Source organism: Bradyrhizobium sp. STM 3557 (assembly GCF_045571465.1).
Classification (GTDB): domain Bacteria; phylum Pseudomonadota; class Alphaproteobacteria; order Rhizobiales; family Xanthobacteraceae; genus Bradyrhizobium.
On the sequence record NZ_CP120697.1, the window covers coordinates 3180610 to 3200562 of the forward strand.

Annotated in this window: 16 protein-coding genes; 5 read left to right on the plus strand and 11 right to left on the minus strand. The window is 64.3% G+C overall.

The features are described 5' to 3' along the window. The first annotated feature begins 298 nt into the window (after positions 1–298). On the plus strand, positions 299–2887 hold the full coding sequence (locus P6U24_RS14330; RefSeq protein WP_407159738.1) for an MMPL family transporter: 2589 nt from the start codon (positions 299–301) through the stop codon (positions 2885–2887). Positions 2888–3078: 191 nt separating this feature from the next. Here P6U24_RS14330 and P6U24_RS14335 read toward each other — a convergent pair whose 3' ends face one another. Further along, positions 3079–3723 (minus strand): DUF2147 domain-containing protein, encoded by a 645-nt coding sequence (locus P6U24_RS14335; protein ID WP_407159739.1) that lies wholly within the window; start codon positions 3721–3723, stop codon positions 3079–3081. A gap of 101 nt (positions 3724–3824) precedes the next feature. Here P6U24_RS14335 and hpnO point away from each other — a divergent pair, with 101 nt between their 5' ends. Continuing rightward, on the plus strand, positions 3825–5216 hold the full coding sequence (gene hpnO / locus P6U24_RS14340; RefSeq protein WP_407159740.1) for an aminobacteriohopanetriol synthase HpnO: 1392 nt from the start codon (positions 3825–3827) through the stop codon (positions 5214–5216). An 84-nt stretch (positions 5217–5300) separates the two neighbouring features. Then, entirely contained in the window at positions 5301–5588 is a 288-nt protein-coding gene (locus P6U24_RS14345; RefSeq protein ID WP_407159741.1) for a hypothetical protein, read from the plus strand. A 6-nt stretch (positions 5589–5594) separates the two neighbouring features. Here the strand turns inward: P6U24_RS14345 and P6U24_RS14350 are convergent, their stop codons facing one another. The 7 genes from P6U24_RS14350 to P6U24_RS14380 form a co-directional block, all read right to left on the minus strand. Next, on the minus strand, positions 5595–6707 hold the full coding sequence (locus tag P6U24_RS14350) for a nickel/cobalt transporter (RefSeq protein WP_407159742.1): 1113 nt from the start codon (positions 6705–6707) through the stop codon (positions 5595–5597). After that, positions 6704–7357: a DUF1007 family protein gene (locus tag P6U24_RS14355; protein WP_407159743.1), complete on the minus strand. Its 654-nt coding sequence runs from the start codon at positions 7355–7357 to the stop codon at positions 6704–6706. The genes P6U24_RS14350 and P6U24_RS14355 overlap by 4 nt, the downstream gene beginning before the upstream one ends. Before the next feature lie 182 nt (positions 7358–7539). Next, the gene (locus tag P6U24_RS14360; protein WP_407159744.1) at positions 7540–7986 is read right to left on the minus strand and encodes a hypothetical protein; all 447 of its coding nucleotides are present in this window, start codon (positions 7984–7986) and stop codon (positions 7540–7542) included. A gap of 172 nt (positions 7987–8158) precedes the next feature. Further along, entirely contained in the window at positions 8159–8929 is a 771-nt protein-coding gene (locus P6U24_RS14365) for an anti-sigma factor family protein (protein ID WP_407159745.1), read from the minus strand. After that, positions 8926–9486, minus strand: coding sequence for a sigma-70 family RNA polymerase sigma factor (locus tag P6U24_RS14370; protein ID WP_407159746.1), 561 nt, complete (start codon positions 9484–9486; stop codon positions 8926–8928). Before P6U24_RS14370 ends, P6U24_RS14365 begins: the two co-directional genes overlap by 4 nt. 85 nt (positions 9487–9571) lie before the next feature. After that, the gene (locus tag P6U24_RS14375; protein ID WP_407159747.1) at positions 9572–9907 is read right to left on the minus strand and encodes a cupredoxin family copper-binding protein; all 336 of its coding nucleotides are present in this window, start codon (positions 9905–9907) and stop codon (positions 9572–9574) included. 18 nt (positions 9908–9925) lie between these two features. Next, entirely contained in the window at positions 9926–10870 is a 945-nt protein-coding gene (locus P6U24_RS14380; RefSeq protein ID WP_407159748.1) for a metallophosphoesterase family protein, read from the minus strand. 142 nt (positions 10871–11012) lie between these two features. Here P6U24_RS14380 and P6U24_RS14385 point away from each other — a divergent pair, with 142 nt between their 5' ends. Continuing rightward, on the plus strand, positions 11013–12749 hold the full coding sequence (locus tag P6U24_RS14385) for an adenylate/guanylate cyclase domain-containing protein (protein WP_407159749.1): 1737 nt from the start codon (positions 11013–11015) through the stop codon (positions 12747–12749). Between the two features lie 204 nt (positions 12750–12953). On the opposite strand, the gene P6U24_RS14390 is transcribed toward P6U24_RS14385, so the two are convergent. Next, positions 12954–14573, minus strand: a complete 1620-nt coding sequence (locus P6U24_RS14390) for a GMC family oxidoreductase (protein WP_407159750.1) — start codon at positions 14571–14573, stop codon at positions 12954–12956. A 166-nt stretch (positions 14574–14739) separates the two neighbouring features. On the opposite strand from P6U24_RS14390, the gene P6U24_RS14395 reads away from it, so the two are divergent. Then, complete coding sequence (locus P6U24_RS14395) at positions 14740–15909, plus strand: M20 aminoacylase family protein (RefSeq protein ID WP_407159751.1); 1170 nt, start codon at positions 14740–14742, stop codon at positions 15907–15909. Between the two features lie 546 nt (positions 15910–16455). Here the strand turns inward: P6U24_RS14395 and P6U24_RS14400 are convergent. Continuing rightward, positions 16456–18078 carry an inorganic phosphate transporter gene (locus tag P6U24_RS14400; protein ID WP_407159752.1) on the minus strand — a complete coding sequence of 541 codons (1623 nt, stop codon included), beginning with the start codon at positions 18076–18078 and terminating at the stop codon, positions 16456–16458. Positions 18079–18399: 321 nt separating this feature from the next. Beyond that, the gene (locus tag P6U24_RS14405) at positions 18400–19860 is read right to left on the minus strand and encodes a UdgX family uracil-DNA binding protein (RefSeq protein ID WP_407159753.1); all 1461 of its coding nucleotides are present in this window, start codon (positions 19858–19860) and stop codon (positions 18400–18402) included. Between the last annotated feature and the right edge of the window lie 93 nt (positions 19861–19953).

Below are 19953 nucleotides of genomic sequence, written 5' to 3' on the forward strand. Positions count from 1 at the left end.
AAAATTTCATCAGGGAGAAAAGACAGCGCGCCGATCCAGCGCATGACAGGTCTGAAGGGATGAAGGTGTTATAGTAATCACAAAAAAGAATAATAAAATTAGTAACTTAAAGTCTCACTCGTTCGTCACTTTACCGCCGGCAATCGCCGCTATATCAGCCGCCCAAACGGTTCCGGCCGTCCAGCCATCCGGGCAGTCGTCCAACAAGAACATCATCTTCAAGGTTAGTCCGGGCGGGGGGAACTCCGCGAGGGAGCGGACGTTTCCGGCCAGCTCACCAACATTAGAAAGTCAAGAAGTGCTGACAAGTATTGTCGTCTCGATCGTCAGGGCCTGCACCCGCTTTGCGTGGCCGACATTGATTATTGGGCTCCTGCTGTCGGTGGCGGGCGCCTACTACACGGCACGTCACTTCGTCATCAACACCGATATCAACACGCTGATCTCGGAGAATCTCGACTGGCGGCAGCGCGACCAGCAGTTCGAGCAGGCGTTCGACCGCGACCGCACCATCCTCGCGGTGGTCGAGGCGCCGACGCCCGAGCTTGTCAGCATCGCGGCCGATGCGCTGTTCCAGAAGGTGAAAGACGACAAAACGCATTTCTCCGCCGTGCATGCTCTCGGCTCCGGCGAGTTCTTCGAGAAGAACGGCCTCTTGTTCCTGCCGACGGAGGAGGTCAAGCAGCTCACCGGCCAGTTCGAGCAGGCGGCTCCGCTGATCGAGATCATGGCGGGCGACCCGTCCATCCGCGGCCTCACCGGTGCGCTGGAGACCGGGCTCGTCGGCGTCAAGCGCGGCCAGATCCAGCTCGACAGCACCGCGCGGCCGTTCGACTACGTTTCTGAAACGGTCGAAAGCGTCCTCAATAAAGGTAATCCTGTCTTCTCCTGGCGCCAGCTCATCAGCGACCAGCCGCTGTCGGACAGCGACAAGCGCGCCTTCATCGAGTTCAAGCCGGTGCTGGACTATCAGGCGCTGGAGCCCGGCAAGGAGGCCACTGATGCGATCCGCCGGGCCGCGGCGGAGCTTGATTTCCCGACCAAATTCCAGGCGCGGGTGCGCCTGACCGGTCCGGTGCCGATCGCCAATGAGGAATATGCCACGGTGCAGGAGGGCGCCATCACCAACGGCATCGGCACTGTCGTTGTGGTGCTGGTGATCCTGTGGCTCGCGCTGCATTCGGCCAAGATCATCTCCGCCGTCTTCATCAACCTGTTCATCGGCCTGTCGATCACGACCGCGGTGGGGTTGATGATGGTCGGCTCGCTCAACCTGCTATCGGTCGCATTTGCCGTGCTGTTCATCGGACTTGGCGTCGATTTCGGCATCCAGTTCAGCGTCCGCTACCGATCCGAGCGTTTCAAGAATGACGATCTCCCGGCGGCACTCGCGGAAGCCGCGCGCCGTTCGGCGGTGCCGCTGTCGCTGGCAGCAATGGCAACTGCCGCCGGCTTCCTCTGCTTCCTGCCGACCGACTACAAGGGCATTTCCGAGCTCGGCAAGATCGCCGGCGCAGGCATGCTGATCGCCTTTTTCTCCAGCATCACCGTGCTGCCGGCGCTGCTCAAGATCTTCAATCCACCGGGCGAGAAGGAGCCGGTCGGATACGCCTTCCTGGCGCCGCTCGATAACTTCCTGGAGAAGCACCGTGTCCCGATCATCGTCGGCACGCTTGCGGTGGTCATCGCCGGCCTGCCGCTGCTCTATTTCATGAAGTTCGACTTCAACCCGATGAACCTGCGCAATCCGAACGCGGAGTCGATCGCGACCTATCTCGACCTGCGCAAGGATCCGAACACCGGGGCGAATGCGATCGACGTGCTGACGAAGTCGGAGAGCGATGCCCAAGCGATCGAGGCCAGGCTCGAGAAGCTGCCGGAGGTGGCGCGGGTGAGGTCGCTCAATAGCTTCGTGCCGGAGGACCAGCCCGCCAAGCTGAAGCTGATCGCGCAGGGCGCGAAGGTGCTGGGCCCCGCGCTCAATCCGGACCAGATCGACCCGCCGCCGAGCGATCAGGAGAATGTCGAGGCCCTCAACTCGACGGTCGACAATCTGCGCAGGACCGCAGGCGACGGCAAGGGACCGGGAGCCGTCGCCTCGCGGCGGCTTGCCGACGCGCTTGCCAAGCTCGCAACCTCCAACGAGGAGATGCGCAACAAGGCGCAGGCGGTGTTCGTGACGCCGCTCAAGATCGTCTTCGAGCAGCTCAAGCTGGCGCTGCAGGCGCAGCCGGTCAGCCTGAAAACGCTGCCGCCGGATCTCGTCTCGCAATGGCGCAGCAAGGACGGGCTGATCCGGGTCGAGGCCGAGCCGAAGGGCGATCCCAACGACAACGACAACCTGCGCAGGTTTGCGAACGCGGTGCTCGCGGCCGAGCCGACTGCGATCGGCGGGCCGGTGTCGATTCTCAAATCCGGCGATACCATCGTGAGGGCCTTCATCCATGCCGGCATCTACGCGCTGCTCGTCATCAGCCTCTTGCTGTGGGTCACGCTGCGGCGGATCACGGACGTGCTGATGACAATCGTGCCGCTCCTGGTTGCGGGCGCGGTGACGCTGGAGATCTGCGTGCTGATCAAGCTGCCGCTGAACTTCGCCAACATCGTCGCGCTGCCATTGCTGCTCGGCATCGGCGTGGCGTTCAAGATCTATTACGTCACGGCCTGGCGCTCGGGCCGGACCAACCTGCTGCAGACCAGCCTGACGCGCGCGATCTTCTTCAGCGCGCTGACGACGGCGACCGCCTTCGGCAGCCTATGGTTGTCGAGCCACCCGGGCACGTCGAGCATGGGCAAGCTGCTGGCGCTCTCGCTCGTCACCACGCTGGCGGCCGTGCTGTTGTTCCAGCCCGCGCTGATGGGCAAGCCGCGTGTGATCCAGGAGTAGCGGGCCACTCAAAAGATATCGGCCGATCCACGTATGGATCGGCCGATGACAAATCTGATCAGATGCCTCTTGGCATGACTGCCTGTGCTTGAGCCTTACCGTTCCGATTGAATCGGAACGGGGGCTCTCGCTTCTTGTCTTGACGCGTTCTCTTGACGCGAACCGGTCTCCAGTTCGCCTCAGACGCTTAGCTAGTGCGCGTGGGCGATCTCAGGGAGCAGGCAGATGTCGCCCACCGTGTCGGCGGTCGCGGCCTTTTGACCTGGCTTGGCAGTTGCGCTCGCCGCGACCCCGGTCGTCTTCGGCGCGGGGGCCGGGGGCGCAGCGACCGCTTTCGGCGCCGGAGCGGCCGGTTTCGCGGTACCTTTGGCCATGCTGTTCGTCGGGCTCGAGGGGATCGGCGGACCGACCCGCGTCCAGGTCTCGCCGCCGCAGAGGAAGCCGAGCACGCAACCCTTGATCTCCAGATGATCGGAATCGATTGGCGTGATTGTCGAGTCGTAGGTCTTGCCGTCCTTGGCGTTGTAGACCTGACCTTCCCAGGCGTCGGCACCGGCCTGCTTCTTCATGTTGATGAGAATCGGCATGCCGAGCGTCGGGCGGCTCTGCTTGGCGACATCAGGATTATTGGTGTCGCGGCCGCCGGGAGTCTTTTCCCAGGCCACCACGCCCCACATGTTGCCATTGCATTGTGCGACTCTGATGTTGGCGACACCATCCGCAACCCGCCAGTCACCCGTGGGATCGGCTGCCATCGCAGAAGAAATTCCTGCTGCGAACAACAGTCCGGAACATGTTAATACTGTCCGCGTGAGAGATTTGGGGCGGTGCAACATTGCGTGAAACCCGTGCTTGCTTTGATGGTGCGAATGGGGGCAAAACGCCGCATTACGCGTTTTCAGTTGACGAGACGTCCATCAACCGAAGTATGTAGCCGATGCTAAAATCGAATCTAGACGTTTCCGAGATGTTTGTGGAGCGGCAGGGCCAGCGCAGTTCCATGCACTCCAAGCATCTGAACGAGCAACTGGTACGCGTTCTCAAAACGATCGGCTACGACGTCGGGTTCCAGAAGGGGCAGGGGCAATACCTGTTCGACCGCGATGGTGTCCGCTACCTGGATTTGCTGAGCGGATTTGGCGTATTTGCGATCGGCCGCAATCATCCGTCGCTGCGAACTGCGCTGAAAAGTGTCCTCGACAGCGATCTGCCGAACCTCGTGCAACTCGACGTCTCGACGCTGGCCGGCGTGCTGGCCGAGCGGCTGCTCGAATATGTGCCATATCTGGACAAGGTGTTCTTCGCCAATTCCGGCGCCGAGACGGTGGAGGCCGCGGTCAAGTTCGCGCGCGGCGCGACCGGACGGCCCGGCATCGTCTATTGCGGGCATGCCTATCACGGCCTCACTTATGGTGCGCTGTCGCTGACCGACGATTCGAATTTCCGCGCCGGCTTCGAGCCGCTGCTGCCGGGTTGCACGTCGGTGCCGTTCAACGATCTGGCGGCGCTGGAGCAGGCGCTGTCCTCGCGCGAGATCGCGGCCTTCATCGTCGAGCCGATCCAGGGCAAGGGCGTCAACATCCCCTCCGATGACTTCCTGCCCGGCGCGGCCGCGCTGTGCAAAAAATACGGCACCATCTTCGTTGCCGACGAAATCCAGACCGGCATGGGCCGCACCGGCCGCTTCCTCGCGGTCGAGCACTGGAATGTCGAGCCCGACATGGTGCTGCTCTCGAAGGCGTTGTCCGGTGGACACGTGCCGGTCGGCGCGCTGCTGACGCGCAAGGCCATCTTCGACAAGATCTTCAACCGCATGGATCGCGCCGTCGTGCACGGCTCGACCTTCGCCAAGAACGACCTCGCGATGGCCGCCGGCATTGCCACGCTCGAAGTGTTGAAGGCGGAGAAGCTGATCGAGGCCGCGGCCAAACGCGGCGCCGAGCTGCGGCTGGCCTTGACCCGGATGGTGCCGGGCTACGAGCTCCTGAAAGAGGTGCGCGGCAAGGGGCTGATGATCGGCGTCGAATTCGGGCCGCCGAAATCGCTGAGCTTGAAGGCATCGTGGAACGTGCTGGAGAGCGCCAACAAGGGCCTGTTCGTCCAGCTCATCACCGTGCCGCTGTTCAAGGATCACAAGATCCTGACCCAGGTCGCGGGCCATGGCCTGCATACGGTGAAGCTGCTGCCGCCGCTGACCATCACCGAGGAAGACTGCGCCTGGATCGAGCGCGCCTTCGATGACGTGATCGCCCAGAGCCACAAGGTGCCCGGCGCGATCTGGTCGCTCGGCAAGACGCTGGTCGACAACGCGATGCGCAAATCGGCCTAGAAATTCAGCGTGCCTCGATGTCGTGTCTGCCGCTATCTTCTTGCGGGCAGCTGGGCAGGCGGGGTGCGCCGAATGATCGTCAGGATGTGTGTTGCCGTCGCGGCCTTCGTCCTGTTTGCCTCGGCTGGCGCAGGTGCGGCCGATACGGCCAGCCAGTGCAGCGCGCGTTGCGAGCGCAATGCCACGTCGGACCGGCAAGCCTGCGCAGACCTGCCGGCCAATCCTTCCTGTCGTGTCGTCGTCGAAAAGAACCGGCTGCGCTGTCTCGACTATTGCGATCGCAGTTTTCCGCAGGCGCCGGCCCAGCCGGGGCCGCCGGTGAACGGCTCCAGGGTGGACAATTCACCGCTCTTGCATCAGGTCGCGGGCTGAGCGTCCCTATCCGGTGAACATCCAGAGCTGCTCGCTCGCCATATAGCCGGCAAGCAACAATCCGCCGAATACGGCGATCAGCGCGGAGGCGCCGACTTCGATCACGCGCATCAGCAGCATGCCCGCGCCAGAGCCGGTGCTGGCGATACGGCTGGCTGTTCGCCGCGCGACAACTGCGAGCGTCGCGATCGCGGCGACCGTGATGGCCGTGCCCAATCCCATCAGCAGCGTGGCACTGATGCCCGTCCAGAACAGGTCCTGGGCCAGGGCGAAGATCAGCACGATGATCGCACCGGAGCAGGGACGTAAGCCCACCGCGATCACCGCGGTGAGGCCGCGGCGCCAGCCGCCCGCACCGGCCAATTCCGCAGGCTCCGGCCCGTGTGCGTGCCCCCAGGCCGATCCATGGAGCCCGTGGTCATCGTCGCTATGACAATGGAAGGCATGCACATGATCGGACTCGCAAAGCGCGCAATGGGACATGCTTCCATTACGATCGACGCTGAGCTTGACGAGGCCGCTGGACGTGGCGAACAGCGCCTCGAACTGCGGCTCGCGCCATCTGAACGCGCGCAGCGCGATGAGAAGGCCGCGGCCTTTGACGAACAGCAGCCGCAAGCCGATCAGGATGATGAGTCCATAGCTGACGATCTCCACAAGATGCACCGTCCACCCGATCGATTTCGCGGTCGCCCCGAGCAGAACCGCCGCGATGGCGACGATGACGATCGCGACGATCGATTGCAGCGCCGCCGATACGAAGGACAGCGTGACGCCGCGCCGCCAGGTCTCCTCGTTGGCGACCAGATAGGACGAGATCACCGCCTTGCCATGGCCAGGCCCGGCGGCATGAAAGATGCCGTAGAGGAAGGAGATTCCGAGCAGGCTCCACATCGCCGAGCCATCGTCCTTGCTCGCCTGGATGAAGCCCGAGAGCGATCGGTAGAACGCTGCCTGCTGGGCGAAAATCCAACCGACCATGCCGGATTGCGGCCAGGCGCCGCCTGTCGGATGCGCCGCGCCGAACGGTGCGGCATGCGCCGAGCCCATTGCCAGCGCGAGGCTGAGCGCGAGCAGCGCCCAGGCGACGACGCGCTTGTGATCGGCAAGGCCTCTCATGGACACTTCACCCGCATCTTGTTGGCGAAGATCTCGCCATAGGCGCTCGATGCATCGAGCGGCGTGAAGTCGAGCTGGCTGAGCCTTGCCTGCTCGGCAGGCGTCGGCTGGTGCGGCAAGTCGACCGCCAGCTCGCATTGCGGCGGTGCGCCGCTGAGCGACACCGGATTGTCCTTGGCGAATTCGAAATCGACGAAGATGGTGGGGTCGTAGACCTCGACCTGGAGCGCCTTGGCGTTCGCGGGAGCCTTCAGCGGCAGAGTGAAGTGCAGCACGAGCGCAGGGCTCGCATATTCGAGCCAATAATCGACCGGCTCGTTGAATTTGAGCTTCTTGCCGTCGCCGCGCGCATAGGTGAAGTAGTCGTACTCCTTCAGCGACTCGACGTTCACCTGCGCGAGCGAGGCAAGCTCTTCCCGGGTGTAATGGCCCTTCTTGGCATGGGAAATTCCCTGCAGGGCATAGGCCGAGAACATGTCGTCGAAGCGCCAGGCGTGACGGACGCCGGTCACGGTGCCGTCATTGGCATAGAGGATCTCGCTGTGAAGCGTGACCCAGACATGCGGATGGGCGAGGGCGGGCGTAGCCGGCAGCGATAGCAGCAGCGCGGCACAGGCGTAAGCGCAGAGCAGTTTGATCATGGCGTTCATCTGCAGATGATGGGGGACGACCGCCGGCTTTCCCGGCGGAATCGGCGATCGGAAAAGTTTTGCGCGGGCAAGGGCGCATGCCGTCCGGCGCGCAAAGCAGCGCGCCGTACTGATCGGCATTCCCGTCCTTGAATGACATGCTCATCCACGGAAGGATGCGACGTCAGACACTCGGACGGCCATCAGGCCGCGGGTGGGGCGCGTGATTGGAAGGACGCTCGGCCTGACTCCAGCAAGCCGAAGAGCGTGCGTGTGGCCGCGTAGCTGACATTGTGAAGGTCAAGAACGGCGACCGGCTGCTCCACCTGCGGCACGGACGAGGTCGCGAGCAGGAAGGCTGAGAAACAGATCGGACATTGATCTTCATCGCCGGCGAGATCTACGAGGCTCGACACGATGGCTTTCGCCGCGGTCGTCGGATGCAGACCATCAGCGGCGCGCGAGCCGATATCGCTGGCGAAATCCCGCGCATGCATGTGTCCGAACGACACCGCGATCTGCACGACGAGCGCAAGCAGCGCGAGCCGCTCGCCCGTGCGCCGCGCGATATTCCGCAACCATGACAGGTCAATGCGCTGCAAGTCCCCGCCTTCGGTCAAATGGTCGCGTCCCGTTGCGCGATTTGTCATTTGCACCTGCGCCACAGTCGATGACAGTCACGATCTCGGCAGCAGACGGCCCACCGCGTGGACGGCTAAGGCAGCAGAAACGTTATAACATAACGTGCCTCGCTTCAAGATTTGTCGGAATTCTGGAACCGATCGCGGGCAAGTGGCGGAACCCGCGTCAGCGCCTCTATCCCTATCCCTCCTTGTTGGCCTGCATGGCTGTCTCGAACTTGACGCCGAACTCGTTGAGCTCGTCGGCACCGATATCGCTGACCGCCCAGAATTTCAGGCCCCGCTCGCCCCAGCGGCGGATGTTGAAGCCCTGGATCGTATCCATTCTCGCTGTGTGCTGCGTGGTGTCGGACGTCTGCGCCACGAACAAATTGATGACGTGCTGGCGGCGCTTATAGACCACGGCACCGATGGCGCGGGCATCGACATAATCGAGCCGGCCGCCGATCAGCGTAAAGCCTTGCGCGGTGAGATCGATCACCGGCGGCGATACGTCGAGCTTGCCGTTGAACCACGGCTTCACCGTGTGCTGATCTGTCGAGATCACGTCGGTGAGGTGGCCGGCCTGCAGCGAGCGCAGATGCGCCGAGACGATTTCGGCCTCGATCCGTTGCTGGTCATCCTTGCTGAGCACGATGGCGACGAGGCCGGTCGCGGCCAGCGCCGAGACCGCCGACCCCATCGCAAAGCCTCGCAGCACGAAGCGGCGGGTGGGGGCAGCCGGTCGTTGTGGCTGCGGCAGCGCCGCATCGATGCGCCGCGCGAGCTGCGGCGGGGCGGTGAATTTGAGGTCGGCGCTGGCGATGGCGTCATGCATCTGCCTGATAGCGGCAAGCTCGGCCGTGCAGCGCAGGCAGGTCGCGACATGCGCCTCGACCTCGTGCGCATGGCCGGCATCGAGCTCGCCATCGGCGAGCGCGTGCAGCAGGATCTCGGCCTCGTTGCAGGTCATTTTGAAGGCTCCTCTTCCGCCGTCCAGGCCGCGCGCAGCATGGCGCGGGCGCGGGCCAGGCGGGACATCACGGTGCCGACCGGCACGCCGGCGACTTCCGCAATCTCGCGATAGGACAGATTGTTGATCTCCCGCAGCACGAACGTCTCGCGGAAGGGCTCGGCGAGCGCGTCGATCAGGCGACGGATCGCGGAGGCGTCGCGCTCGCGCAGCATGGCGCCTTCCGGCGTCTCCTGCGCCTCCCGCCACAGCGGCGGCTGCTCGGCGGCCTCGGGCGCATCGTCGATCGCCTTCGTGTTCGCCGTGGAGCGCCGTGCAAATTCTGCATTGCAGACGTTGCGCAGGATTGCGAACAGCCACGGCTTGATCGCGGGTCCCCGATAGGTGTCGAAATGCTTGAACGCGCGCAGGTAGCATTCCTGCACGGCGTCCTCGGCGTCTGCGGCATCGCGCAGCAGATAGCGCGCCAGCGTATAGACGTCGTCGAGATAGGGCAGCGCCAGCTCGCGGAAGCGCCGCGCCCGTTCCGGGTCGTCGTTGGTCTTGTTCAGCGGCATTGGCTGCAGCCTGGCGTTGACGGAAGCGGCATGCGCCCGGCCGGTGGGCCGGCCGGGCGATAAAACGATGCCTTGGTTTGACCCGCTACTCAACCTTGATCAGCCCCGTCATGTGCGGGTGCAGCGAGCAGAAATACTTGTAGTCGCCGGCCGCGGTGAAGGTGAAGGAGAAGCTGTTGTCGGTATCCAGCGTCTTCGATCTGAACTTCCCCGCCGACACGATCGTGTGCGGAATGTCGTCATGGTTGGTCCAGGTCACGGTGTCGCCGACCTTCGCCTTGATCTCGACTGGGGTGAAGGTGAAATTGTCGATCGACACCGCGATGGTCTCGGCCCGTGCGCTGCTGCCGGCAAACGACAGCACGAGGAGGGCGGCCGCGGCGATGCCCGCGCCGCGGTTCATGAAATCACGTCGCATCATGGTCGGTACCGTTCCTCTTCAGCCCTGCAGCGGCGTGTCGATGATGGCGAGGCGCTCCTCACCCATCTTGAAATTGACACTGGCGATGCCGAGCACGCTGCGCAGCTTGGCGTCCTCGACCTTCATCGGCCCCGGCGAGGCGGCGGTGCCCGGCGCCGGCTGCGGAAAGGCGGTGGAGCGCGCGGTGTGGAAGGTGACGTTGCCCTCGACCTTCTGCATCACCTGGTGGATGTGGCCGTTGAGCACGGTGACCGAGCCGAAGCCCTTGAGATAATCGAGCGCGCGGGCGCCGTCCTCGGTACCCCAGCCCCATTGCGGATAGACCGTCCACAGCGGGATATGCGCGAACACCACCACGGGCGTCGACTTGGAGCGGCCCTTGAGGTCGGCCTCCAGCCATTCGAGCTGCTCGCCACCGAGATTGCCAAGGCCTCCGGCCTTGAGATCGACGACGTTGACGAGGCCGATGAAGTGCACGCCGCCGGCATCGAAGGAATACCAGCCGGCGCCGCGCGTGCCCTTGCCGTAACGCTCCTTGTAGAACTTGACCTCCTCGTCGAGGAAATCGTGCTCGCCCGGCACGTAATGCACGTCGAGCTTGGCCTGCGAGATGATCCGGTCGGCGTCGTCGAATTCGGACGCCTTCGACAGATGCGAGATGTCGCCGGTATGGATCATGAAGGACGGCTTGACCGGCACGCTGTTGATCTTGCCGACCGCCTCTTCCAGCGTGCCGAGCGCGTTCGGATTGGCCGGCTTGTCGAATCCGACATGGCTATCGCTGATCTGCAGGAAGGTGAGGCCGGAGGCTTTCTTCTCGGCTGCCTGCGCTGCATCGACCAGCCCGAGCGAGCGCGGCACGCCGCCGGAGATGGTCCAGAGCACACCGGTGCCGGCCCATGTCATGCATTCCAGCACTTTGCGGCGGTTGACGCCGTGATCGTCGTGGTCGTGATGGCTCATCGCGGTTCTCCATGACACCCTGTTTTGGGTTTGCGGGCGAGGAGATCGGGCAGATGCCGGTTTTATTCCCGGGACGAGCGGCCCATTTGCATAGACGCGGACTCTCGGGCTAGCTAGACATCAGCCATTTGAGCCCCAAGCCATGTTTCGAAAATCGATCAAGCAGAAGATCATCGGCATCGCCGCCGGGCTGATCGTCCTGACCGTGATCACCTCGGCTTTGTCGATGGTGCTGGCCGGGCGGGTCGGCCACCTGCTGGGTGAGCTGACCAACCGCTACATTCCGGCGTATGGCCACCTGGCGCGGGTCAACATCCGCTCGCTCGAGCGGTCGCTGACGATGCGTCGGATGATGGGCATGCGGATCACGCAGACGACGCCGGATGCGGCCGCCTATGCCGCGCAGTTGAAGAAATTTCGGGAGCTCGATGCGGCGATCGACCAGGAGGCTGCGGAGGCCCGCCGCCTGATCAATGCCATCATCGACGATCCCTCGACGCCGTCGGACAACGCCGCGCTGGGGCGCCTCGACGACCGCATCGAGACCACGATGACGGATCTCCGCCACCGTCTGAACGAGCAGAGCGACCGGGTGCTCGAGCAGGTCGAGGCCAACAACTTTCCTGAGGCCGCCCGCCTGATGGCCGATGTCGACGGCCTACGGGACGAGTTCAACACCCGGATCGACGGCATCCGCGCCGACATGCTGCGCCAGGTCGAGGCGAGCGCGGCGACCGTGGCTCACGAGCAGCACCAGACGATTGCGATATCAGCTGTCGTGACCGCGATCGCCTGCGTGCTCGGCTTCGTGTTCGCGATGCTGGTCGGCTCGGGCATCACCGGGCCGGTGATGCGGCTGTTGCAAGGGACGCGGGAGGTCGAAGCCGGCAGGCTCGACCAGTCGATCAGCATCACGACGCGCGACGAGATCGGCCAGCTCTCGGCCGCCTTCAACCGCATGGTCGAGCGGCTGCGTCAGAACCAACGCATCAGGGAGACGTTCGGCCGATACATCGATCCGCGGATCGCCGAAGGGCTGCTCGATCAGCCCGCGCTCGCCGCCGCCGATGGCCAGCGCCGAATCATGACCGTGCTGTTCTGCGACATGAAGGGGTTCACGACGCTCAGCGAAGGCGTGACGCCGCAGGGGCTGGTCAAGATCATGAACCGCTATCTGTCCACCATGTCGGAGCCGATCAATGCGCATCGCGGCGTCATCGACAAATATGTCGGCGATGCCATCATGGCCTATTGGGGACCGCCCTTCATCGACGAGGCGGAGCAGGCGGATGCCGCTTGCCTTGCGGCCCTCGACATGGTCGGACGCGTGGAGGGCCTGCGCAAAGAGCTGCCGGAGCTGCTGGGTGTGCGGGCGATTCCTGCGTCCTGCGACATCCGGATCGGAATTGCCACTGGCGAGGCGCTGGTCGGCAGCATCGGCTCCGCCTTCATGATGAGCTACACGGTGATGGGCGGCACCGTGAACCTGGCCTCGCGCCTGGAAAGCGCCAACAAGGTCTATGGCAGCCGCTGCCTGATCTCGGAGGCGAGCGCGTCGGCCGCCGCGGCCGTGATCGATGTCCGCGAGATCGATCGCGTGATCGTGGTCGGCCAGACGCAGGCTCAGACCGTGTTCGAGATCATGGCCGCGAAGGGCGCGCTGTCACCGGCGCAGCTTCGCCTGCGCGAACTCTATGCCGAGGGATTGGCCGCGTATCGGGCGCGACAATGGGATGCGGCGCTGGCAGCCTTCACGGCAGCGTTGCAAGCCATGCCAGGCGATGGTCCGTCGCTGGCGCTGATCGCGCGGATCGAAGGCCTGAAGCAGGCGCCGCCGGCGGACGACTGGGACGGCGCGTGGCGGCTGGAGCGGAAGTAGGGTGTAGAAAACGTCGGGTGGGCAAAGGCGTGTTTGCGCCGTGCCACCGTTTGTGAAGCTTATCAGGGGATGGTGGGCACGCTCGCTTTGCCTACTCTGCAAATTTCGGAGCCGTCATTGCGAGCGAAGCAAAGCAATCCAGGGTCAGGAAAGAAGTCTGGATTGCTTCGTCGCTGACGCTCCTCGCAATGACGGCAGCTACCGTCAGCGGCCGTCCTCCAAAATCATCGTTGCGGCCTTTTCCGCGATCATCGCGGTCGGCGTGTTGGTGTTGCCCGAGGTGATCGTCGGCATGATCGAGGCGTCGGCGACGCGAAGCCCGGTGATGCCATGGAAGCGCAGCCGCTCGTCGACCACGGCAGCGGGATCATCGGCGCGGCCCATCTTGGCGGTGCCGACGGGATGGAAGATCGTGGTGCCGATGTCGCCGGCGGCCTTGGCCAGCGATGCATCATCGTCGCCGACCCCAGGGCCGGGCAGGAATTCGACTGGATTGTAGCGCTTGAGCGCCTGCTGCTGCATCAGCCGGCGCGTCGTGCGGATCGCATCCGCTGCGACCTGGCGATCTTCATCCGTCGCCAGATAGTTCGGCGCAATGGACGGCGCTTCATCCGGCGCGGCCGAGCGGATGCGCACGGTGCCGCGCGAGGTCGGCCGCAGATTGCAGGCGCTGACGGTGATAGCGGGAAAGCGGTGCAGGGGATCGCCGAACTTGTCGAGCGACAGCGGCTGCACGTGAAACTGGATGTTGGCGCGCTCGCGGGTCGGATCGGAGCGGGTGAAGATGCCGAGCTGCGAGGGCGCCATGGTCAGTGGCCCCCGGCGGCGGAAGAGATAATCGAGGCCCATCAGGCCGCGCCTGACAAGCGAGTAATAGGTCTCGTTCAGCGTCTTCACGCCTGAAACCTTGTAGATCGCGCGCTGCTGCAGATGGTCCTGCAGATTGCGCCCGACGCCGGGCACGTCGCGAACGATGTTGATGCCGAGCGGGGTGAGCCAGTCGGCGGGACCGATGCCTGAGCGCTGCAGCACTTGCACGGAGCCGATCGAGCCGGCGCTCAGGATCACCTCGCCCTTGCTGCGCGCCTCGATCTCCTCGCCATTCTGAAGGAAGCGCACGCCGACGGCGCGGCCATTCTCGACGATCAGACGATCGACCAGCACATGCTTCTCCAGCCGCAGGTTGGCGCGGTTCAGCACCGGCTTGAGGAAGCCGCGCGCGGAGGACCAGCGCCGGCCGCGCTTCTGGTTGACGTGGAAATAGCTGATGCCTTCATTGTCGCCGGTGTTGAAGTCGGGGATGCGCCTGATGCCCATCTGCTCGGCGGCATCGCCGACCGCGTCCAGCACCGCCCAGGACAGCCGGGGCGCCTCGATGCGCCAGCCGCCGCCGATGCCATGGTGCTCGCTTTCCCCGAGGAAATGATCCTCCAGCCGCCGGAACAGCGGCAGCACGTCGGAATACGACCAGCCCGCAAGCCCGAGCTGGCGCCAATGATCGTAATCGGCGGCCTGGCCGCGCATGGAGATCATGGCGTTGATCGCCGACGAGCCGCCGATCACCTTGCCGCGGGGATAGGCCAGCGAGCGGCCGTTGAGGCCGGGCTCGGCTTCGGTGCGGAACATCCAGTCGGAGCGGGGATTGCCGATCGCGAAGAGATAACCGACCGGGATGTGAAACCAGATCCAGTTGTCGTCGCCGCCAGCTTCCAGGATCAGGACGCGATTTTTCGGATCGGCGGAGAGGCGGTTGGCCAGGATGCAACCGGCGGTACCCGCGCCCACCACGATGTAATCGAAATCCCCCTCGAGCTGTCTCGCCATCGCATCCTTCCCGACCTGTTCTTGCCCGCGGTTTTAGTCAGCCACCGATGGCGCCGACAACCCCGTCCTTTCGCTCTGGGATCAGCTACGCAGTGCTTCTCTCTTGGGCGGACCGGATTTTGCATGCTAAACGGGCAACCACATCAACGGAGTCACGAGATTTCCCATGCCCATCGTCAATCGCGTCGCCGATCTGCAACCCGACATCCAGGCCTGGAGACGCGATATCCACGAGCATCCGGAGCTTCTCTACGACGTCCATCGCACCGCCGGCTTCGTAGCCGACCGCCTGAAGGAATTCGGCTGCGACGAGATCGTGACAGGCCTCGGCAAGACCGGCGTTGTCGGCGTCATCAAGGGCAAGAAGCCGGCGAGCGGCGACATCAAGGTGATCGGCTTGCGGGCGGACATGGATGCGCTGCCGGTCCAGGAGGCGACCGGCCTGCCATATGCGTCGAAGACGCCAGGCATGATGCACGCCTGCGGCCATGACGGGCACACCGCGATGCTGCTGGGGGCTGCGCGCTATCTCGCCGAGACGCGCAATTTCGCCGGCGATGCCGTCGTGATCTTCCAGCCGGCCGAGGAGGGCGGCGCGGGCGCACAGGCCATGATCAAGGACGGCCTGATGGAGCGCTTCAAGATCGACCAGGTCTACGGCATGCACAACGGCCCGGGCCTGCCGGTCGGCTCGTTCGCGATCCGGCCGGGCCCGCTGATGGCGGCGACCGATTCGATCGACATCATCATCGAGGGACGCGGCGGCCATGCCGCACAGCCTCACAAATGCATCGACTCGCTCCTGGTCGGCGCGCAGCTCGTCACCGTGCTGCAGCAGATCGTCGGACGGAACGTCGATCCGCTGGAATCGGCTGTCATCTCGATTTGCGAATTCCACGCCGGCAATGCCCGCAACGTGATCCCGCAGACTGCGACCTTGCGCGGCACCGTGCGCACGTTGACGCCGAAGGTGCGCGAGCTGGTCGAGAAGCGGGTGCGCGAGGTGGTGGCCGGCACGGCACAGATCACCGGCGCCAAGATCGACCTCACCTACACCCGCGGCTATCCGGTGACGCTCAATCACGCCGAGCAGACCGAGGTCGCGCTGCGCGCGGCGAGGGACGTTGCGGGCGAGGCCAATGTGCACGAGATGCCGCCGATGATGGGCGCAGAGGATTTCTCCTACATGCTGGAAGCGCGCCCCGGCGCCTTCATCTTCTGCGGCAATGGCGATTCGGCCGGCCTGCATCACCCCGCCTACAATTTCAACGACGAGGCGATCGTCTACGGCACGTCCTATTTCATCAAGATCGTCGAGAACACGCTGGCGGCGTAATTGGCGTTCAAGCTCGGGAACGCAAATTAAGAGCCGTCATTGCGAGGAGCCGAAGGCGACGAAGCAATCCAGACTTTCTTCTTGGCTCTGGATTGCTTCGCTTCGCTCGCAATGACGAAAGCGCCGTGTTCGCCATGCTCCACAAGGTAGCGGGCACGCTCCGGCGTCGCCCCTTGGACCTTCGGCGGAGAGGTCGCTTTGCCCACCCTATGATCTCGATTACGCGCCACCGACGCCTCTGTTGATGGTGCCGCGGCCGGAACAGGTCGGACAGGGTGCCTGACCGACTCGGCCGCTGCCGTGACAATCGGGGCAGACATCCTCGCCGGTTCCCGGCGTTCCGCGTGGCGCCTCGTCGCGCGGGCTGAGTTGTGCGTTAGATGGCGGCCTTTGCGCGGTGTTCTCTGGATTGTTCATGGCCATGACGTTTCTCCACGTTCGCCGAGGTCAACGCAGCGCGCCTCGATCCGTGCCAAAGTCCTGGAGATAGAAGGCCCGCGGCTTGCACCGCGGGCCTTTCGCGTCGCAACAGTGCCTCGCGTCCGTTTAGAACAGATGCGAGAAGATGAAGTAGAGCGTGCCCGACAGCGCCATCGCGATCGGCAGCGTCAGCACCCAGGCCATCGCGATGTTGCGGATCGTCGACCATTGCAGGCCGCTCCCGTTGGCGGCCATGGTGCCGGCGATGCCGGATGACAGCACGTGCGTGGTCGAGACCGGCAGGCCATAGCCGTCGGCGGCAGCGATCGTGGCCGCCGCGGTGATCTCGGCGCACGCTCCTTGCGCATAGGTCAGGTGGGTCTTGCCGATCTTCTCGCCGACGGTGACCACGATGCGCTTCCAGCCCACCATGGTGCCGAGGCCGAGCGCGATGGCCACCGCGATCTTCACCCAGGTCGGGATGAACTTGGTCGCGGCGTCGAGCGAGCTCTTGTAGCTGTTCAGGGCGGCGATATCCTCATTGCTGAGATCGGCTTCCTTGTCCTTCATCAGGAAGCGCAGCGCTTCCGAGGCGAGATACATGTCATTGCGGGTGTTGCCCACCGCCTCGGCAGGAACGCGCGCCAGCGAGCCGTATTCCTTGACCTGCTTTGCGATCTCCTGAACCAGCACGGAAAGGGACGGGAAAGTGCCCTCGTTGATCTGACGCTGAGCGACATAGTTGGTCACCGCCGGGCGGGGATCGCCGATCACGTTATAGCCGGCTGCCTTGGCTGCGATGACCTTGCTGGCAGCTTCCGAGTTGCTGATGAACTTCGCGACCTGGGTCTCCGGCATGGTGCGGTTGAGCGCGTAAGCCGTGGGCACCGTGCCGATCAGGATCAGCATGATCAGGCCCATGCCCTTCTGCCCGTCGTTCGAGCCGTGAAAAAAGCTGACCAGGGTGCAGGTCAGGATCAGGATGCCGCGGATCCACCATGGCGGAGCCTGATCGCCGACGGGCTCGCCGAACAGCGCCGGGGTCGCGCGGCTGAGGATCATCTTCAGGATGAAGAGCAGACCGGCTGCCAGCACGAAGCCGAACAGCGGCGAGAGCAGCAGCGCCTTGCCGATGCCGGTCGCCTGCGACCAGTCCACGCCCGAGGTGCCGTCACGGCCGCGCAGCAGCGCATTGGCGATGCCGACGCCGATGATCGAGCCGATCAGCGTGTGCGAGGACGAGGCGGGCAGGCCGAAATACCAGGTGCCGAGATTCCAGATGATGGCGGCGATCAAGAGCGCAAACACCATCGCGAATCCGGCGCTGGAGCCGACCTGCAGGATCAGCTCCACCGGCAGCAGCGAGACGATGCCGAAGGCGACCGCGCCGGTCGACAGCAGCACGCCGGTGAGGTTGCACAGGCCGGACCAGACCACGGCGATATGGGCCGGCAGCGAGCGGGTGTAGATCACGGTGGCGACCGCATTGGCGGTGTCGTGGAAGCCGTTGACGAATTCGAAGCCGAGCGCGATCAGCAGCGCCACGAACAGCAGGATGTAGGGCAAGAAGGTCGTGACGCGCGTGCCGGTGGCAGAGACGTCGTCATAAATGCTGTAGGCGACGAACAGCAGCGCGGCGGCCACGACGCCCAAATAAATGATTCCGGTCAGCGGATGGAAACCGCGATCGAGGTCCGGGCCCTTTTTCAGGGCTGGCTCGATTGAACCCGGTAAGGCAACATCGGTCATTGGAACTCTCCTCTCCCACGAGCTCCAATTTTGATCGATGCATGTGACAGCCCGTTGAAATACGGAGGCATAGGCGGTGCCATCTCCGCCATAGGGCGCGCCATCACGGGTGAATTTGCCGCCCGGCCCGGCCGGGCCTCATGGTTCTCCGAGCGATGCCTTTGGCATCGTCCGGAGACGGCGCCTTTCGGCGCCTCCTCACCATGAGGGCTGAGAGCGCGCCGCGAATGAGGTCCTCATCGCGAGGGAGCATCGCGCAGCGATGCGTCTCGAAGGATGGCGGCGCAAAGATTGCTCGCGACGCAACACGATCCGCTGAGATCAGGCGACGCGGGCGGCTTTCCGGATCGCGCCGGCGACGAGCTTCAGATCCGCGACGAAGCGCCTGTATTCCTGCGCCTTGGCGTCCGGGTCCGGCAGCCGCAGCAGATAGGAGGGGTGCACCGTGACCACCGCCCTGATGCCGTCGTCGAGATCGATCACATGGCCGCGGTTCTTGTTGATCGGCGTGATCTTGCCGAACACCGATTGCGCGGCCGTGGCGCCGAGCGCGACCACCAGCGAGGGGCGCACCGCCGCCAATTCGCGTTCATACCATTGCCGGCAGGCCTTGATCTCCGGCGTGGTCGGCTTCTGGTGCAGCCGGATCTTGCCGCGCGGCACGAATTTGAAATGCTTCACCGCGTTGGTGACGTACACCTTCCTGCGATCGATACCGGCTTCGTCCAGCGCCCGATCGAGCATGTGGCCGGCGGGCCCGACGAACGGCTTGCCCGCGAGATCTTCCTTGTCGCCGGGCTGCTCGCCGACCAGCATGATCTCGGCATGACCAGGCCCTTCGCCGAACACCGTCTGCGTCGCGTCCTTCCACAGTGGGCAGGCGCGGCAGGAGGCGGCCTCCTCGCGCAGGGTGTCGAGATTGGTTGCATGCTCCTGAGCTTTCGGTTTGCGGCTCATCGTGGGCTCCTCCACGCGTTTCTGCGGCTTGTGCGGCTCCGTGCCTTCTTCCGCGATCATGGCGCCGGTGCGCTGGCCAGCCTTCGCGATCAGCGGCTTGATCAGCGATGCCTCGGGCAGGTTCTGCCAATATTTCTTCGGCATCTCCTTCTGCATCGCCTTCACCTTCAGCCGCGCCGGATTGAAGATGCTGGCGTAGTAGCGCCGCCACAGCTCCTCGAGACGATCTTCTGATGGGGCTTCGGATTTGGCGACGCCGGGCGTGAAGGTGATTTCATGGCCGTCCCAATGCGCGCAGATGTCGGGGGTGAGGATCGACCAGGGCATGTCGGCGAAGCGGCGGGCGAAGAACGGCGCCGCCAGCTCGACGATATGATGCTCCGGCTCGAACCAGGCGACGTAATGTGACTCCCGCTCGCGGCCGATCTCGCGGAAGCGGACGAAGGCATGCATCTTGTGCTCATCGCGCCGCACCGCCTTCGCCATCGCGCTGAGCTGGATGACGTCGGGATCGGTCGCGATCTCCAGCAGCTCGTGGTTGCTGCGCAGGCGCCACAACAGACGATAGAGCAGGGCGAAGCGGTTGGGATCGCGGTGCAGGAGCGCATCCTGCGCCAGCGTGACGAACGTCGCAGGCACGTTGAAGGTCGCATCTGGCGGGATCTCAGGCAGCGGCTGCGACGGCAAGTCCTCGAACAGATCCGGCGCATTGCCGGCCACGCGCCAGGTGACGTCGGCCGGCCGCACGTCGTTCATCGCCAGCGCGCGCGCGGCGGTCCGCCAGCCGTCGAAATCGGTCTCATGCGCGAGGGTGACGGTGTGCATCTGTCTCCTCTCGTCATTGCGAGGAACGAACCGACCGAAGCAATCCGGAATTTTCACTTGGCTCCTGGATCGCTTCGCTTACGCTCGCGATGA

Coding starts and splice junctions, on each gene's coding strand:
- P6U24_RS14395 (WP_407159751.1), top strand. CDS start 14,740: ATGCCCATCGTCAATCGCGTCGCCGATCTGCAACCCGACATCCAGGCC.
- P6U24_RS14380 (WP_407159748.1), bottom strand. CDS start 10,870: ATGAGCCATCACGACCACGACGATCACGGCGTCAACCGCCGCAAAGTG.
- P6U24_RS14405 (WP_407159753.1), bottom strand. CDS start 19,860: ATGCACACCGTCACCCTCGCGCATGAGACCGATTTCGACGGCTGGCGG.
- P6U24_RS14370 (WP_407159746.1), bottom strand. CDS start 9,486: ATGCCGCTGAACAAGACCAACGACGACCCGGAACGGGCGCGGCGCTTC.
- hpnO (WP_407159740.1), top strand. CDS start 3,825: ATGCTAAAATCGAATCTAGACGTTTCCGAGATGTTTGTGGAGCGGCAG.
- P6U24_RS14400 (WP_407159752.1), bottom strand. CDS start 18,078: ATGACCGATGTTGCCTTACCGGGTTCAATCGAGCCAGCCCTGAAAAAG.
- P6U24_RS14385 (WP_407159749.1), top strand. CDS start 11,013: ATGTTTCGAAAATCGATCAAGCAGAAGATCATCGGCATCGCCGCCGGG.
- P6U24_RS14390 (WP_407159750.1), bottom strand. CDS start 14,573: ATGGCGAGACAGCTCGAGGGGGATTTCGATTACATCGTGGTGGGCGCG.
- P6U24_RS14365 (WP_407159745.1), bottom strand. CDS start 8,929: ATGACCTGCAACGAGGCCGAGATCCTGCTGCACGCGCTCGCCGATGGC.
- P6U24_RS14360 (WP_407159744.1), bottom strand. CDS start 7,986: ATGACAAATCGCGCAACGGGACGCGACCATTTGACCGAAGGCGGGGAC.
- P6U24_RS14355 (WP_407159743.1), bottom strand. CDS start 7,357: ATGAACGCCATGATCAAACTGCTCTGCGCTTACGCCTGTGCCGCGCTG.
- P6U24_RS14375 (WP_407159747.1), bottom strand. CDS start 9,907: ATGATGCGACGTGATTTCATGAACCGCGGCGCGGGCATCGCCGCGGCC.
- P6U24_RS14350 (WP_407159742.1), bottom strand. CDS start 6,707: ATGAGAGGCCTTGCCGATCACAAGCGCGTCGTCGCCTGGGCGCTGCTC.
- P6U24_RS14335 (WP_407159739.1), bottom strand. CDS start 3,723: ATGTTGCACCGCCCCAAATCTCTCACGCGGACAGTATTAACATGTTCC.
- P6U24_RS14345 (WP_407159741.1), top strand. CDS start 5,301: ATGTGTGTTGCCGTCGCGGCCTTCGTCCTGTTTGCCTCGGCTGGCGCA.